Annotated in this window: 13 protein-coding genes and 1 tRNA gene; 12 read left to right on the top strand and 2 right to left on the bottom strand. The window is 38.9% G+C overall.

What is annotated here, in order from left to right; genetic code table 11:
- Positions 1–233: 233 nt before the first annotated feature.
- The 7 genes from guaA to rimI all read left to right on the top strand — a co-directional run bounded on the left by guaA (position 234) and on the right by rimI (position 6,580).
- The gene (gene guaA, locus QL998_RS01005) at positions 234–1,811 is read left to right on the top strand and encodes a glutamine-hydrolyzing GMP synthase (RefSeq protein ID WP_290191969.1); all 1,578 of its coding nucleotides are present in this window, start codon (positions 234–236) and stop codon (positions 1,809–1,811) included.
- A 389-nt stretch (positions 1,812–2,200) separates the two neighbouring features.
- Positions 2,201–3,145: a retron St85 family RNA-directed DNA polymerase gene (locus tag QL998_RS01000; RefSeq protein WP_290191968.1), complete on the top strand. Its 945-nt coding sequence runs from the start codon at positions 2,201–2,203 to the stop codon at positions 3,143–3,145.
- Positions 3,138–4,778: a retron Ec78 anti-phage system effector ATPase PtuA gene (ptuA, locus tag QL998_RS00995; RefSeq protein ID WP_290191967.1), complete on the top strand. Its 1,641-nt coding sequence runs from the start codon at positions 3,138–3,140 to the stop codon at positions 4,776–4,778. The genes QL998_RS01000 and ptuA overlap by 8 nt, the downstream gene beginning before the upstream one ends.
- Before the next feature lie 5 nt (positions 4,779–4,783).
- Positions 4,784–5,452 carry a retron Ec78 anti-phage system effector HNH endonuclease PtuB gene (gene ptuB / locus QL998_RS00990; protein ID WP_290191966.1) on the top strand — a complete coding sequence of 223 codons (669 nt, stop codon included), beginning with the start codon at positions 4,784–4,786 and terminating at the stop codon, positions 5,450–5,452.
- A gap of 227 nt (positions 5,453–5,679) precedes the next feature.
- Positions 5,680–5,756, top strand: a tRNA-Trp gene (locus tag QL998_RS00985).
- Between the two features lie 64 nt (positions 5,757–5,820).
- Positions 5,821–6,126, top strand: coding sequence for a hypothetical protein (locus QL998_RS00980; protein WP_290191965.1), 306 nt, complete (start codon positions 5,821–5,823; stop codon positions 6,124–6,126).
- Positions 6,113–6,580 (top strand): ribosomal protein S18-alanine N-acetyltransferase, encoded by a 468-nt coding sequence (gene rimI, locus QL998_RS00975; protein WP_290191964.1) that lies wholly within the window; start codon positions 6,113–6,115, stop codon positions 6,578–6,580. The genes QL998_RS00980 and rimI overlap by 14 nt, the downstream gene beginning before the upstream one ends.
- A gap of 75 nt (positions 6,581–6,655) precedes the next feature.
- Here the strand turns inward: rimI and QL998_RS00970 are convergent, their stop codons facing one another.
- Complete coding sequence (locus tag QL998_RS00970; RefSeq protein ID WP_182197378.1) at positions 6,656–9,322, bottom strand: ATP-binding protein; 2,667 nt, start codon at positions 9,320–9,322, stop codon at positions 6,656–6,658.
- Between the two features lie 852 nt (positions 9,323–10,174).
- Between QL998_RS00970 and prfC the strand changes: the two genes are divergently transcribed.
- From prfC to QL998_RS00950, 4 genes are all read left to right on the top strand, one after another.
- A complete protein-coding gene (gene prfC, locus QL998_RS00965) occupies positions 10,175–11,764 on the top strand; it encodes a peptide chain release factor 3 (protein ID WP_290191963.1) in 1,590 nt (529 codons plus the stop codon).
- A gap of 59 nt (positions 11,765–11,823) precedes the next feature.
- The gene (gene argS, locus QL998_RS00960) at positions 11,824–13,566 is read left to right on the top strand and encodes an arginine--tRNA ligase (protein ID WP_290191962.1); all 1,743 of its coding nucleotides are present in this window, start codon (positions 11,824–11,826) and stop codon (positions 13,564–13,566) included.
- Positions 13,567–14,105: 539 nt separating this feature from the next.
- Complete coding sequence (pdxH, locus tag QL998_RS00955) at positions 14,106–14,744, top strand: pyridoxamine 5'-phosphate oxidase (RefSeq protein ID WP_033028926.1); 639 nt, start codon at positions 14,106–14,108, stop codon at positions 14,742–14,744.
- Positions 14,745–14,765: 21 nt separating this feature from the next.
- Positions 14,766–15,533 (top strand): TatD family hydrolase, encoded by a 768-nt coding sequence (locus QL998_RS00950; RefSeq protein ID WP_024603819.1) that lies wholly within the window; start codon positions 14,766–14,768, stop codon positions 15,531–15,533.
- Here the strand turns inward: QL998_RS00950 and QL998_RS00945 are convergent.
- Positions 15,500–16,120, bottom strand: a complete 621-nt coding sequence (locus QL998_RS00945) for an AhpA/YtjB family protein (protein WP_007581635.1) — start codon at positions 16,118–16,120, stop codon at positions 15,500–15,502. The genes QL998_RS00950 and QL998_RS00945 overlap by 34 nt on opposite strands.
- Before the next feature lie 152 nt (positions 16,121–16,272).
- On the opposite strand from QL998_RS00945, the gene serB reads away from it, so the two are divergent.
- Complete coding sequence (serB, locus tag QL998_RS00940; RefSeq protein WP_290191961.1) at positions 16,273–17,301, top strand: phosphoserine phosphatase SerB; 1,029 nt, start codon at positions 16,273–16,275, stop codon at positions 17,299–17,301.
- The last annotated feature ends 10 nt before the right edge of the window (positions 17,302–17,311 follow it).

Genomic DNA, 17,311 nt, shown 5'->3' with positions numbered 1-17,311 from the left:
TTTGCAAGCCCTCTTTTTAGTCGTTTATATAAATACCAATTGCATTAATAAAGTGGTCAATTATTGCGACAGATAAATGGCTCAATAACGAGGCAAAAATTTCGATTTTTAGTTTCTTCTAAATAAGAAGTTTTTAACGTGGTTAGAGAGTTATTTAGCCTGCAAGAATTAGTAATGTTTAATAAAATTGGTATTCAAAGCGGCATTTAGCATCAGACTTTACGAGATACTCCATGAGCAAAGATATTCACGATTCACGAATTCTCATTTTAGACTTTGGTTCACAATACACTCAATTAATCGCCCGCCGTGTGCGTGAAATTGGTGTTTACTGTGAACTTTGGGCATGGGATGTGACTGAAGAGCAAATCCGCGAGTTCAACCCACAAGGTATTATTCTTTCTGGTGGCCCAGAATCAACAACGCTTGAAAATAGCCCGCGCGCTCCTGAGTATGTATTTAATGCAGGCGTGCCTGTACTAGGTATTTGCTACGGTATGCAAACAATGGCGGCTCAACTAGGCGGAAACGTACACAGCTCAGATAAAAAAGAGTTTGGTTACGCACAAGTAGAAAAAGTGGGCAATTGTGCATTATTTGATGCAATTGAAGACCATATTACAGATGGCGGCAACGGCATACTTGACGTTTGGATGAGCCATGGCGATAAAGTAATGGATATTCCAGCTGACTTTACTACAACAGCTAAAACATCTACTTGTCCACATGCTGCAATGTCTAACGAAGAAAAACGTTTTTACGGCGTACAGTTTCACCCAGAAGTTACACACACGCATCAAGGTCAGCGCCTATTAGAGCGTTTTGCTATTGATATTTGTGGCTGTGAAAAGTTGTGGACTGCTGCAAAAATTATCGATGATGCTATCGAGCGTATTAAAGAAACTGTAGGTGATGACGAAGTTATTTTAGGCCTTTCTGGTGGTGTTGATTCATCGGTTGTGGCTATGCTAATTCACCGTGCAATTGGCGAAAAGCTAACATGTGTATTTGTTGATAATGGTCTACTTCGTTTAAACGAAGGCCAACAAGTAATGGACATGTTTGGTAATAAATTTGGTTTAAACATTGTTAAAGTTGAAGCCGAAGAGCAGTTTTTAAATGATCTTGCTGGTAAGTCAGACCCAGAAGATAAGCGTAAAGCCATTGGTCACACGTTTATTAATGTATTTGATGAGCAAGCCAAAAAGCTTAAAAATGCAAAATGGTTAGCGCAAGGTACAATTTACCCAGACGTTATTGAATCTGCTGCATCTGCGACAGGCAAAGCACATGTTATTAAATCTCACCACAATGTGGGCGGATTACCAGATGACATGAAAATGGGACTTGTTGAGCCATTACGTGAATTGTTCAAAGATGAAGTACGTAAAATTGGCCTAGAGCTAGGTTTACCGTACGACATGCTTTACCGTCATCCTTTCCCTGGACCAGGTTTAGGTGTGCGTGTACTTGGCGAAATCAAAAAAGAATACTGTGATTTATTACGCCGCGCTGATGCGATTTTCATCGAAGAGCTTCACAAAGCTGAGCTTTACCATAAAGTAAGCCAAGCATTTACTGTATTCTTACCTGTTAAATCGGTAGGGGTTATGGGCGATGCACGTAAGTACGATTGGGTTGTATCACTTCGTTGTGTTGAAACAATCGACTTTATGACAGCGCGCTGGTCACATTTACCATATGAGTTTTTAGGTGTGGTATCAAACCGTATCATTAACGAAATAGATGGTATTTCACGTGTAGTTTACGATATTTCTGGTAAGCCACCGGCAACTATTGAGTGGGAATAATTTTTAGACCTGAAACGTCTGGCGCTAACAGGCATTAAATCTTAATTAAGTCCGCGTAATTGCGGACTTTTTCGTTCTTAGCTATGACTGATAATAATACGCTTTTTCACTATATATGAAGGGTTCTTTATGCACTAATTACGAAGAGTAAAAGGGTGGCAAAATGAAATTGAATAATCTTATAAACTTACTATATACTGTATGAGCTCTTTAGCTTAGGACGAATTCGTCTAGTCGGGTGTTTAGCCAGACTCTAATTTATTGAACGGTTTTATGGTTGCGATAGGTTCGCAACCTGATCTCCTCACTCCGTTCGTCAATCAGGTTGCGAACCTATCGCTTCCTCTAGTAAAGAGTTAAGCCCAAGAGTGATGCTCTTGGGCTTTTTTATGGGATTAAAAATGACTTTGATAAAAAAACTAGCATTCGAGTTGAAAAAAAGTGAAGACGAAGTTGCTCACTTTCTCTTAAGTGCACCTAAAAGATACAAAGTGTATACTATTCCAAAGCGTACATCTGGACACAGAGTTATAGCTCAGCCCTCTAAAGAACTTAAAGAATATCAGCGTAAATATATAGAGATTCAACAGTTACCTATCCATGATTTAGCGATGGCTTATCGAAAAGGTGCAAGCATTAAGCACAATGCACTTGCTCACAAAAATAATCCTTACTTACTTAAATTAGATCTAGAAAACTTTTTCAATTCTATCTCTGATAAATTGTTTTGGAAAGTCTGGGATTCAATTCTGCCTTTACCTTCTGATAAAGATAAAAAAACGTTAGAAAACTTGCTTTTCTGGTGCCCAAGTAAAACAACTGGAGGTGCTTTAATTCTCAGTATAGGGGCACCAAGTTCACCACTAGTATCTAATTTTTTTATGTATCAATTTGATTGTATTATTGGCAAGTTGTGTGTTGAAAAAGAAATTGTATATACGCGCTATGCAGATGACTTGACCTTCTCGACGAAGCATAAAGACTCTCTCTTTATCTTGCCTGAGCTTGTAAAGGAAAAGTTGGCTGATTTATTCGGAAGTGCGATTAAAATTAATAGAAAGAAAACTAGGTTTTCATCTAGAGCTCATAATAGACATGTTACAGGTATAACTATTACCAATGATGGTTCTCTCTCGCTCGGGAGAGAGCGTAAAAGATATATCAAGCATTTAGTCCATCAAGTACAATTAAATAAACTTGATGCTGAGAATAGGCAACACCTTAGAGGTCTTATTGCTTTCGCTAAGTATGTAGAACCTGTGTTTGTTCTATCATTGAGACGAAAATATACTTCTGAGTTAATTACTCAAATTATTGAGGAGTCAAATGGCTAAGTCACACAAAAATAGAAGCAGGTCTGTAAAACACCTAGTTCAAAGCTCAGATAAAGGTAATTTTCAATCATCGTTTCAATTGTATCGAAATTACTTTGAAGGTAAGAATGTAGAGCAGAAGAACGAGGAACTAGCTAATCAATATTTTAATAAAGTTGAATCTGCACTTATTGAAAAGAGACTTGTTTTATCTTCAATGCACTTAACTGATTTTAGAAGGTTTACAGAGCTTGAAATTTCATTTGATAACAAAGTTACCGTTCTTATAGGCGCCAATGGGGCTGGTAAAACGAGTATCGCAGATGCTATTGCTAAAACATTATCATGGTTGAATAACAATCTGGAAAAAACAGACGTAGTTGGTAGGCCAGTTACAGAAAGTGATATTCATGTCGATTCTACAGAATTCAGTGAAGTAACGACGAAATTTAAATTTGATAATCAGAATACGTTTGATGCGAGTATTGGTCGTACTGTTTTGGGGTATGATGGCAGTTCACCTACTGATGTGGTTGCCATCAGAGAAGTTGCTGATATGTATAAAAGTATAGCTAAAAATCCATCTATATACATTCCACTTTTAGTATTTTATTCGGTTGAACGTTCAGATTTTTCATTAGCTTCAAAGATCACAGAGGCAGTTTCAGGAGACAGTGTTAGTAATAGGTTTTCTGACCTTAAGACCGCATTAGATGGAAGTGGAAAGTTAGAAGATTTTTCTAAGCTTTATATTGAGCTGGTTAATCGGGCGAAAGGAGAAGAGACTAAAGAAGTTCAAGAACTAAGTGCTCAAATAACTAATTTGCAAGCCACTATTGATGATGTATATGCAGATCAAGTTCCTCCTGAAAATGATGCATTTAGTGCTAAATTAAAAATTAAAAAACAAGAATTAAATAGTTTAATAAAAGCTAAACCTTCAGAAAAATATCAACAGCATTTAAACCTCGTTAATCGAGCAATAGAAGCACTTGTTCCAGGAATAAAAAACCTTGAAGTAGACCGCAGCTTAGGCAAAGTCAGACTCATGGTTGATAATTTTGAGAATAGAGTGAATATAGCTCAGTTATCACAAGGACAAAAGATGCTGGTAGCTCTTTCTGGAGATTTAGCAAGACGTTTAGTTAAACTGAATCCTGACTCTGAAGATCCTTTACATGGTCATGGAATTGTAGTGATTGATGAAATTGAATTACACCTTCACCCCAAGTGGCAACAAGAGATCCTAATCGGTCTCCAAGCGACTTTCCCCAATATACAATTCATCGTGACTACCCATAGTCCTCAAGTGCTGTCTACTGTAGATAAAGGTCGCATTCGTATACTTCGGTTTGATGATAATGGGATTGCTACTATAGACAAGCCAATACACCAGACCAAAGGGGTGTGCAGTTCTGATGTGCTAGAACAGATTATGGGGACGTTTTCTACCCCGCCAGTGCCTGAAGCAAATTGGCTTTCTGACTATTCGGTCATGGTTGAAGAGAACCACTGGAAGTCGGAGAGTGGTATAGAATTATTTGATAAAATCGTTCAGCATTTCGGCACTGAGCATCCTGAGGTAGTAAAAATTAAAGGCGATATTAGAACGCAGGAGTTCAAATTAAAGGTTAAAGCATTGAAAGGAATTTAATTCTAATGAAAAAGTTGGATCGTGGTGATGCTCCCCTTTGTTTAGCTCAATTTAAGCATGGTCGAGATAATTGGTCTGTTATTTCAAGTAATGGCTTGACTGATGGTATTTGGGATAAGCTTAATATCATGCAGAATGGGTTCTGTGCCTATTGTGAATGCCGACTATATACAGATAATGCCAAAAGACATATTGAGCACTTTATTCAAAAGGGTCTAAATCCTAGTATGACCTTTAACTGGAATAACTTATTTGGTTCATGTAATAACCTGAATCGTTGTGGGAAGTATAAAGATAAAGCTCCAGCAGCTAAGAAAATAAATTTAACCAAGGTTTGTAAACCTGATGTGATGGATCCTAGTGAGTTAATGCTGTTCCTTGGTTCTGGAAAGATTAGACCTAGAACGGATCTAACACCACAAAATAAAGAGCTTGCTGATAACACTATTGCTGTTTTTAATCTTGATGGTGATAGCGCACTAGAGAATTCACGAAAAGCAGCCATCGCTGGAGAAAAGAATTTGGCAGGTAGTTATTGGGAAGAGTTAGTCGATGATACAGGTGAGCTAGCTGAACTTTTGGAAGAACAGTTGTTAGAAGCATTAATCAGAATTAAAAAAGTCGAGCATTCAACTGCATTAGAGCATTTATGGAAGTATAACGAAAAGTTCTAAATGGTTAATTTTTTACTATTTAGAAATATTCGAGTTCATAACCAAGGAACTAAATGATGGCTTGTCAGGGTATACTTACTAAATCATTTACTGAAGACCTTGTTGATTAAAAAACGGCGAATTAGCATGCTAATTCGCCGTTTTGTTTATTTAAAAAGCAGTTAAACTAAAAGAGTGATTTTTCTCTTTACCTTTGGCGAAACTTCTCTATAATTCGTCGTCATTGCAGGGGCGTAGTTCCAATTGGTAGAACAGCGGTCTCCAAAACCGATGGTTGGGAGTTCGAATCTCTCCGCCCCTGCCATTTCTTCTTTACATCGTTTTTATTACTTCTTATATTGTTCAAATGTCTAATCTACTGAGTTGTTATGCATCCACGTTACGCAGCTATTTTTGATATAGAAAATCTTGAACTCAATCAATATTATTGTTCTCAAGCAAATGACCAAGCAGATACTTTATCGCAAAGCACGACAGCTAGTTCTTTAACGCTCAATGAGCAACTATTTGCAGACATTAAGCTCAGTGCAGGGGCTATTATTATAAATAGCGTTGTACAGGGTAGTGAGATGCAATTAAACGATAATGAGCTTACATTGCCAACCCCACAGCTCAACGCTTCTGAAAAGCGTGCTTTATGGGCTTTAATGAGTGAACACCTTGATAAACTTTAAACCAGTAGATGAAACTGCAATATCTCAATTAATGGCCATCGAAACAGCGTGTCATAGTCATCCGTGGACTTTAAATACAATGGGTTCATGTATAGGCGGGCGCTATTTTAATGTTGCCGCATTTAATGAGGCGAGCATGATTGGTTTTTATATTGGTGAAAAAGCAGGGCCTGATTTTACACTTATGGATATTTGTGTAACACCAAGTCACCAGGGGAAGGGAATTGCAAGGCAGTTGTTAGCTCAGTTTATTGAATATGGTGAGCAGCAAAATGCTGAAAACCTCTTTTTAGAAGTACGCGAATCAAATACGCGTGCTATTGCACTGTACGAGCGCGCAGGCTTTGCTGAGATGTCAGTGCGTAAAAACTACTACCCAAGTGATAACCCTGCTAAAAATGGCTTTGAAGACGCTATTTTAATGGGTATGGCGCTAGGTTTAAACTTTTCATAATTAAAGTCGGTAATTAGCATTTAAAATACAGAGCTGCTAAAAACAGAGTAATTGCACCGCTATGTAAGTTAACTTTTAGCTTACTTTGTCGCTAATTGCTTGCTCAATGGCTGTTATTAAATCATTTACCAGCTCGTCTCTTGGCACTTTATTGTTACTTTTTAAGTTCTCTTCAAGTGCCGCAGCGCTTTGATAAATTTTATCAAAGTTAAAGCATCCAGAACTACCTTTAACACTGTGCGCTATACCTCTTAATGCTTCCCAATCATCACAATGCTGCAAAGCTTTAACTTCTTCTAAATATGTAGGTAAGTTAGCTAAGTAATTATCGGCAATTTGCTGAAACTTTTCGCTCTTTAATAGGCTATCCCATTTATTTTGATTATCTTTTTCAAGATGCAGGTAGCTTACGAGTACGTTTTCCAGAGCATCTTTATCAATGGGTTTAGCCAGTGCTTTGTCGCATCCAGCTTCTAGATAAGTGCCTATATCATGGTTCATTACATTGGCAGTAAGGGCAATGATAGGGCCATCATACGCTGCATGACGAAGCATTTTAGTCGCTTCTAATCCGCCCATTACAGGCATTTGCATATCCATAATAATAAGTTGGTAGTCGTTTACGAGCGCCATTTCTACAGCTTGTGCGCCATTACTGGCAATATCGGGTTCAAGGCCCCAGGTTTGCAGTAATAATTTAATTAATAGTTGGTTATCTGGGTTATCCTCAGCCACTAATATATTGGCGTCGAAGCTATTGGTTGCAAACGATAAGAGAGGGTCTTTTTCTGGTATTAACTGGCTGTCTTGCGTTAAAAATTCAAGCATGGGTTGATCATCAGATAGCTGACATGCCACCCTAATTGTAACTCGGCTACCTACACCCACTTCACTTTCAAGGTTTACATCGCCACCAAGTAACAGTGCTAAGTTTTTAGAAATACACAACCCAAGACCTGTACCACCAAAACGACGTGTAGTTGTGGCATCGGCCTGTTCAAACGGCTTAAATACACGTTCTATTTGATGCTCAGACATACCAATACCAGTATCTTTAATTACAAACTCTAGCTTTTGACTTGCTTGTAAATAATGCACACAAATAGACACGCTGCCATTTTCGGTAAATTTAACAGCGTTATTAGCAATGTTTATAAGTATTTGTTTTAAGCGGGTCACATCACTATAAATGGTGCGGGGTAGCGGCAGTTGATAGTCGATATTAAGGGTTAATTGTTTTTCTTGTGCCAGTGGTTGAATAATTGATTCAATGTCGTGCACAAGCTGCACTACGTTTAACGCTGACAAATCAACAGCCAGCTTTTCAGCTTCAATTTTAGATAAATCGAGTATGTTATTTATTAACTCTAGTAAGTGTTTGGAATTACGTAAAATAGTGCTTAGGTGTTGTTTGTCATTCGCTACTTTATCGTTATGTAGTAACTGCTCTGTAAAGCCCATAATGGCCGTGAGCGGCGTGCGTATTTCGTGACTCATGTTGGCTAAAAAACGACTCTTAAGTTGATTAGCTTGCTCAGCTTGGCCAATAGCTAACTCAAGTTGGCTGTTCATAGCTTCAAGTGCTTGGGTACGACTTTCCACTTTATCTTCAAGGTGGTGTTTGTATTCTTCAAGCTGTTGTTGGTAGTGCCTTATTTGATTAACCATGTGGTTAAAGTCGTTAAATAAAACACCTACCTCATCATTTGTATGAGCTGGTAAGTGCACCGACAAATCGCCATCACCAACACGATGACTCGCAGCCCCGAGTAACTCAATTGGGTTAAGTAATAAATTGCGGACCACTACAAAAATTAATATTGGCAGGGTGATCACCGAAATAATAACAATTAAGCCTGTTATTAAACTTATGGCTTTACCTGATTGATAAAGCACCCCTTTGGGAATGGTTGATACGTAATAATATCCGCCGGGCATTTGCACTGCAAAAATCATTCGCTCTATTTTGTCTATGCTTGAGAGTTCAATAGTTGAAAGCATGCCGATATCAGCGAGGTCGTGCACTTGATTAAGTTCGTACTCGCTTATGTATTGGCCACGCATATTATAATCGGAGCTAAATAAAATTTTCCCGTCTTTAGTCAACATTAAATTAAGCGTGTTGTTATATGGCGCTTCTAAAATACTAGAGTTTAGTATTGAAGGTTCTATATGTATTACAATAAAACCAAGCTGCTGTGGCCGTTTTAAATAGTAATCAACACTATAAATTCGTTGAATAAAATACAAACTAGTGGTGCCATCATCCTTTTGAATCATAAATTGCTGTTTACTTAAATTACTTTGCAATACTTGATTAAAAAACGGGTAGCTTTTAGGCGCTGTTGTTAGGTTGTTAGAATAGTAGGCATCGCTTTTCCCACTTGTTGAAACTAGATTAATGCTAATTATATCGGGATAAGCCTCACTGTAACTGGCAAATACATCCATAAGCGCGCCAAGTTTTCGGGTGTAATTACCGTTGGCACGAATGTCGTTTGCTAAAAAATCACTAAGTACTGGCGAGGTTGAAAGTAGTTTTGCAGTAGAGTGAAAAGAGTCGATATAATTAAATATTTTTTGCTGTTGTTGCTCAACAAAACGGCTCATTATTAAATCAGCTTGTTTTTGTGTTGAATTAGTTACATTGGTGAGCGTAAAGCCACCTAAAAATAGCAGCGGTAGAATAACAAGGGGTGTTATATACCATAATAATCTAATACTTAACTTACTGGTTTTCATGACCAAACGACTTATCCTCCATGCAATCTATCAATAATATGCGTTACGACTTTATTACACAAGCTTGTGGCGGTCTTGGTGGCTAAATTACAATCAGTAGTTGCATGGTATTTAGCTCTGTATTGGTGTTTTTTTATTTTATTAAGTTATTTTAATTTAATAAGTTACATGCTTATAACCGTTATTTTATCGTTCAAAAAAGTTTACATAAATTTACATCTTTTAAAGTCATTTTTTTAAAGATAAATGCTATCACTTAAAATTGAATTTTCTAATTTACTCTTAGTTATAAATACCAGTGGGTTAACGCAGGGCTGTTAGCCGGGCCACTAGGTTATATTCTCAAGCAAGGCTTAAAAATTCTAATGGTGTGCAGAGGCTTGGTGTATTGTGTGCTGATTCTATTTATTTGGCTTATTACTGATTTTTTTGTACCTCATTTGCAGTTAGGCTTCCCAAAATCCATATTAATAAAAAAGATCAGCTAATAACCAACCATTGATTGTTTATAAGGCCAAGATCAGCGAAAATAGTCTCCAATTACGATTAACATAACGGATCGCATGTGAAGGGCCAATTTAGGGCTTTTCTGATGGTGTGTTGAGCTTTCGAGGTTGCTCTATACCAATTTTATTAAAACAAGATCGTTCTAGCGTATTAAATAACTCACTAACTACGTTAAAAATTATTCATAGAGAATAACTCTATGTGATAATTTCGCCTTGTTATTGCGCTATTTTATTATCGCTATAATAGAACGCTAATTTAATGCAATTGGTATTATTTAAGCCTTGAAAGCTCAGCATACTTAAAGTGGATAATATCCGTATACAAACTAAAAGAACTTTTTTAATGGCAGATCAAAATCTCCTTAGCGAAATTAATAAACGACGAACCTTTGCTATCATCTCTCACCCAGATGCTGGTAAAACAACCATTACCGAAAAAGTATTGTTATTCGGACAAGCTATTCAACGAGCCGGCACTGTAAAAGGCCGTGGCTCTAACCAGCATGCAAAGTCTGACTGGATGGAAATGGAAAAAGAGCGTGGTATATCTGTTACTACCTCTGTAATGCAGTTTCCATATAACAACGCACTTGTTAATTTACTTGATACTCCAGGACATGAAGATTTCTCGGAAGATACTTACCGCACATTAACTGCGGTAGATTCGTGTTTAATGGTTATTGATGCGGCAAAGGGTGTAGAAGATCGTACCCGTAAGCTAATGGAAGTTACACGCCTGCGTACAACGCCAATTGTTACGTTTATGAATAAATGTGACCGTGAAATTCGCGACCCAATGGAAGTGCTTGACGAAGTTGAAACAGAGCTAAATATTGCCTGTGCACCCATTACTTGGCCAATTGGCTGTGGTAAAGAGTTCAAAGGTGTTTATCACATTCATAATGACGAAGCTGTTTTATACAAAACAGGTCAGGGTCATAAAATTCAAGAAGTTCTTACCATTAAAGGTCTTGATAACCCAGAACTTGATATTGCCATTGGTGAAGATTTAGCTGCGCAATTACGCGATGAGCTTGAGCTTGTTATTGGCGCATCAAACGAATTTGATTTAGATCTGTTTTTAGCCGGTGAGCTTTCGCCAGTTTATTACGGTACCGCACTTGGTAACTTTGGTGTTGACCACGTTTTAGATGGTTTAACTAAATGGGCACCAACGCCACTGCCTCGTGAAACCGAAGACAGACTTATTGTTGCAACTGAAGAAAACTTTACTGGTTTTGTATTTAAAATTCAGGCCAACATGGACCCTAAGCACCGTGACCGTATTGCATTTATGCGTATTGTATCGGGTAAGTATAGCCAAGGCATGAAAATGAATCACGTGCGAATTGGCAAGCAAGTGAGCATTTCTGATGCGGTAACTTTTATGGCGGGCGACCGTGAGCGTGCAGCCGACGCTTACGCGGGCGACATTATTGGTTTGCATAACCACGGTACCATTCAAATTGGTGATACATTCACGCAAGGCGAAAAACTTAAATTTAGTGGCATTCCTAACTTCGCGCCTGAACTATTCCGCCGTATTCGTCTTCGCGATCCGCTTAAGCAAAAGCAATTATTAAAAGGCTTAGTACAGCTTTCTGAAGAAGGTGCTGTGCAAGTATTTAGACCGCTTATAAACAACGATTTAATTGTGGGCGCAGTAGGTGTACTTCAGTTTGATGTAGTTGTAGCGCGCTTAAAAGCCGAATATAACGTAGATGCTATTTACGAAGGTGTAAACGTAAATACAGCGCGTTGGGTAAGCAGCGACGATGTTAAAAAGTTTGAAGACTTTAAGCGCAAGTGTGAAAGTAATTTAGCACTCGATGGTGGCGATAACTTAACTTACATTGCGCCGAGCCGTGTAAATCTTAATTTATCAGTAGAGCGTTACCCAGAAGTGACATTTAACCACACTCGCGAAAACTAGAATCGACTGACTACAGTTAACTGAAAGCCTGCTTTGGCGGGCTTACAAAGGTAAAAAATATGAATATTCGTACTATTTTAATCGAAAAAGCCATTGCCGCTATGGCGGGCGCAGGCTTACCTGAAGACACAAACCCAGCAGTAACGCAAAGCACACGCCCACAGTTTGGTGATTACCAAATTAATGCAGCAATGGGCGCGGCTAAAAAAATGAAAAGCAACCCACGAGAGCTTGCGCAAAAAATTATAGATAACCTTGATGTAAGCGATATCGCAGAAAAAACTGAAATTGCGGGCCCAGGTTTTATTAATATTCACTTAAAGCCTGAGTTTTTAGCGCAAAGCGTTAAAGCAGCTAATAGCGATGCAAAGCTTGCTGTAAACGAGCACGCTAACCCACAAAAAGTAGTGGTTGATTACTCATCGCCAAACCTTGCTAAAGAAATGCACGTAGGCCATTTACGTTCAACCATTATTGGTGACTCAATTGTACGTGCGCTGGAATTTAGAGGCGACACAGTAGTACGCCAAAATCATATGGGTGATTGGGGCACGCAATTTGGTATGTTAATCGCGCATTTAGAGGATCAAATTAGCCAAGGTGTTGACTTAGATACTGTAGCACTTGCCGATTTAGAAACCTTTTACCGCGACGCTAAAAAACGTTTTGACGACGAAGAAGGCTTTGCAGATAAAGCCCGTAATTACGTTGTTAAACTACAAGGCGGCGACGCACACTGTGAAAAACTTTGGAAACTATTTATAGCCACCTCAGTTAAGCACTCTGAAGAAGTATACAAACGTTTAAATGTAACGCTTACCCAAGCCGATATTATGGCTGAAAGCGCATACAACGCTGAGCTTAAAGATATAATTAGCCTGCTTAAAGATAAAAACATTGCAGTAGAGTCGCAAGGTGCACAAGTTGTATTTTTAGATGAGCTGGCTAACAAAGATGGCGAGCCATCTGCGTTTATTGTGCAAAAATCTGGCGGTGGCTTTTTATATGCAACAACCGATTTAGCTGCATGTGATTATCGCTCAAATAAACTAGGTGCTGATCGTATCTTAATTTTTGTTGATGCACGTCAAAATCTACACTTTACTCAAGTAGAGCTTACAGCGCGTAAAGCAGGTTTATTACGAGACGAAACAAGCTACGAGTTTTGCCCGTTTGGCACCATGATGGGCGCCGATAATAAACCATTTAAAACACGTACCGGCGGTACGGTAAAACTTGCTGACTTATTAGAAGAATCAATTAACCGTGCAGCTGCAAAACTAGCTGAACGTGAATCGGATTTAAGTGATAGCGATCGCAGTGAGATTGCACGTAAAGTAGGTATTGGCGCAGTTAAATACGCCGACCTTTCTAAGCACCGTACCAGTGATTACATTTTTAACTGGGACAGCATGCTAAGCTTTGAAGGCGCAACCGCTCCTTACTTACAATATGCTTATACACGTATACGCAGTATTTTCCGTAAGTCAGGCGTTGATGCAGCTACATTAAATTCAGATGTTGCAATTATTGAGCCTCAAGAAAAAGCACTAGCACTTAAGCTACTACAGCTTGAAGAAGTACTTGATTTAATGATCAGCGAAGCAACACCGCACGTATTATGTGGTTACTTATATGAGCTAGCAAGCTTATACATGACATTTTACGAAGCCTGCCCAGTACTTAAAGAGGGCGTAGAGCCAAGTGTGCGCGACAGCCGTTTAGTGTTGTGTAATTTGGTTTCTAAAACACTAGAAACGGGATTAGATTTGCTAGGCATTGAAGTTATGGAGCAAATGTAATCACCGTCGTATTTTAACCTAATACTGCGTTATCCAATCCGACTTACCCTAATCACATACAAACCGTATGCTCATAGGGATAAGTCAGGTTGGACGCCTTGTCTTAGGCTAAACTTCTTAGGTGAACCGTCTGCTGCGTGTAGTTCGCTTTGACTGCGTTGTCGTGCTTTTTTAGCTAGCCTAAGTCACATACTAAATGTATGCTCCTTGGCATAAAAAAGCACTCCGTCTTGTCAGCACTTCTACACTTGCAGATATCTGAGTTGTGTAGTTTACGTTATAGGTTGGGTTGAGTGAAACGAAACCCAACGATCCACCTGAGACTCTATGTTTACTGCTATCGAATGCATCTGAGGCTCTGTGTTTATTGCTATCGAATGCACCTGAGACTCTATGTTTACTGTTATCGAATACACTCAAGACTCGGTGTTATTGCTATCGCATACACCTGAATCTTAATATTTGTTATTACTCAACATCTATTGTTTTAAGCTCGCTACTCTAAGCTCTTTTCTAAGGCTTTATTTAAAGGACTTGTTATGAAACTCGAAGATATCCGCCGTGAATACCTGCAAGACGCGTTAAGCGAAGATAATTTGCAAGATGATCCGTTTAAGCAGTTTGAAACGTGGCTTGAGCATGCGGTAGCAAGCAAACTACCCGATCCAACAGCAATGGTTGTAGCAACTGTTGATGAAACGGGTCAGCCTTCACAGCGCATTGTGCTTTTAAAGCATCTGGATGATAACGGTTTTGTATTTTTTACCAATACAGGTTCGCGTAAAGCGCAAGAGCTTAAAGGTAATAACAAAATATCGCTGCACTTTCCGTGGCACCACATGGAACGCCAAGTTATTGTGTATGGCGAGGCTAAACCATTACCTACATCTGCCGTGGCAAAGTACTTTTTATCTCGACCTAAAGAAAGCCAATTAGCTGCGTGGGCGTCAGCGCAAAGTCGTCCGGTGTCATCACGTAAAGTACTCATGGAAACCTTCGCCAACATGAAAAATAAGTTTGCTAAAGGTGAAATTCCATTGCCTGATTTTTGGGGCGGATATTGTGTAGTACCCACTAAAATTGAGTTTTGGCAAGGTGGGGCGCATCGTTTGCATGATCGCTTTATATATCAGCGCCAAGCAGATAACAGCTGGCAAATTACGCGCTTAAATCCTTAATAAATAGATGAGTAAGTAACCGTGCAATTTATTGACTCTCATTGCCACCTCGACTTTAGCGAGTTTGATTCGAATCGTGAATCGCTCATAAACGTGTGTGTAGCAAAGGGAGTTAATCAGTTTGTTGTGCCGGGTATTACGCTTGCTCAATCGCATACTCTCATAAAACTCAAAGCAACTTACCCAAGTATAAAAATAGCCGCAGGGCTACATCCTTACTTTTTAGAGCAACATAAAGAATCGCACATAGAAGCATTATTTGAATTCGCGACTGCAAACAAGCATCAGTTAGTAGCTATTGGTGAGTGCGGGCTTGATCGAAGTATTGAAAACCTTCCTAAACAAACTTATTTATTTGAGCAGCAAATAGGGCTTTCTAATGAGCTTAACTTACCGCTCATTGTGCATCATAGGCAAAGCCATGATTTAATTGCGCAATCGTTTAAGCGGTGTAAGCCAAAAAATGGGGGAGTGATCCATGCATTTTCAGGATCGCTTCAACAAGCGCAATATTATATTAAACAAGGCTTCAAACTTGGCGTAGGCGGTGTTATTACCTATGATCGCGCAGTTAAAACACGCGCTGTTATTGCTGCTATTGAGCCAGAGCACTTAGTACTTGAAACCGACTCACCTTCAATGCCGTTAAGCGGTCATCAAGGTGAAGTTAACACGCCACTGCATATACCTGATGTATTTAACGCGTTATGTGATTTAAAGCCACATAGTGAAAGAGGGACGCTTGCAAAGCAGCTTTACGATTCTTGTTCAGATGTTTTTTGCATATAGCGATTTACCTGCCAACGTTTTAGTCCACGCCCTAACTGCCACGTAAAAATACATGCAATCACTAGCATTAATAGTACCTGCCGACCTAAGTCATGAAAATGATTATGGCTGTCTGATATTGCGGCGCGAGTTAAATAAGTAACAGACACAAAGCCTATAGGGCGGTCATCATCGCTTATCACGGGTTCCATAAAAGGTGTTTTTAGTTTACTAATACCCGGTGTAGAGTCAGGGAGTTGTCCATAAATATGATGTGACTGCCAATTGTCACTACTAGCAATTAAAATGCCCTGTTGATCATAAATAGTCGCAGAAAGTACAAATTCATCTTTACTTATATCGTTACAAATGGCGTTGAGCTGTGGTTTGTTTTTTTCAATAAGCGGTGTTTTAACATTTAAAGCCATAAACTGAGTGAGGCTTTTTGCCGTGCTATCGGCACTATCATAAAGTAACTGATGACTCTGAAAACTACTATTAACACCTACCCAGCTTAGTAATACAAAACAACCAGCCGCTAGTATTAAGCGAACAAGTCGTTTTCTTTGAGAAGCAGTAATAGGGTTTTTAATATGGTTATTTTTCATAGTCACCGTTTATGCTACTGACAGCATTTTGATTTGATGTTACAACTACACTAACTATAACCTTAAACCCCACCTGATGGCGAATTTAGTGTTGAGAATACCAGTTATGATATGCCAATTATCAGGAAAATAAAAATAAACACGGAGATTCCATGTCGCAAATCAACATGGCACAGCAAGCTGCTGAGCAACCATTACAACACTTAACTCTAAATAAATGGTTTAGCTATAGTGGTGGTGTATTTACACCTCTTGATTATATACCAAACAAAGCATTAGGGTTATTTAGCATCGCATTTGCGGGTGATTTTGAAGAAAAACACATTGTTAGCATTATTGATTTTTTAGCTACGCATAACCAAACAGTCAGTGCTATATGTCAATATCAACCAGATTTAGGGTTAGCTCCAGCACTGTGTTTTTACGCGCAAAACTCCGATCAAGCTATAAACCCGTTAGTACTACAAGAGTTTTCAAACACCCTAGATTGTCAATTAGTGCAAGTTTCTACTGCGCCTAATTTATATGAGCCTGGTTTATTGGTTATGGATATGGATTCAACTGCAATAACTATTGAGTGCATAGACGAAATAGCACGGCTTGCGGATGTTTACGACGAAGTTGCCTCTGTAACCGCACTTGCAATGGCGGGTAAACTTGATTTTAGCGAGAGTTTAAATCAGCGTGTAGCTAAACTGGCTGGTATTGAAAAAAGCTTAATTGAAGAACTAAAAAGTGCATTGCCACTCATGCTGGGTATTAAAGTGCTGTGTCAAATTCTAAAACAGCATGACTGGTATTTAGTAATCGCATCAGGTGGTTTTGTACCGTTTGCAGAGCGCGTTCAAGAGCTTATTAATTTAGATGAAGTGCACGCTAATGTACTCGAATTTAAAGACGATAAACTAACAGGTAAAGTACTGGGTACAATTGTAGATGCACAACAAAAAGCAATTATTCTAGAGTCGTTACAACATAAACTAGGGCTTGAGAAGTCGCAAACAGTTGCTATTGGCGATGGCGCAAACGATTTAATCATGATGGCTAAAGCTGGCCTAGGTGTAGCAGTGCATGGCAAACCTAAAGTAGTTGAGCAAGCACAAGCGGCTATTTGTGAAGGGTCATTATTGCAATTGCTGTATATGTTGGCTATTCCGTTAGAAAATGAGCCCGCTCTTTAAAGCTGTTTAA

The organism is Pseudoalteromonas sp. APC 3691 (assembly GCF_030408135.1).
Classification (GTDB): Bacteria; Pseudomonadota; Gammaproteobacteria; order Enterobacterales; family Alteromonadaceae; genus Pseudoalteromonas.
This window is presented reverse-complemented; position numbering and strand designations above follow the sequence as displayed.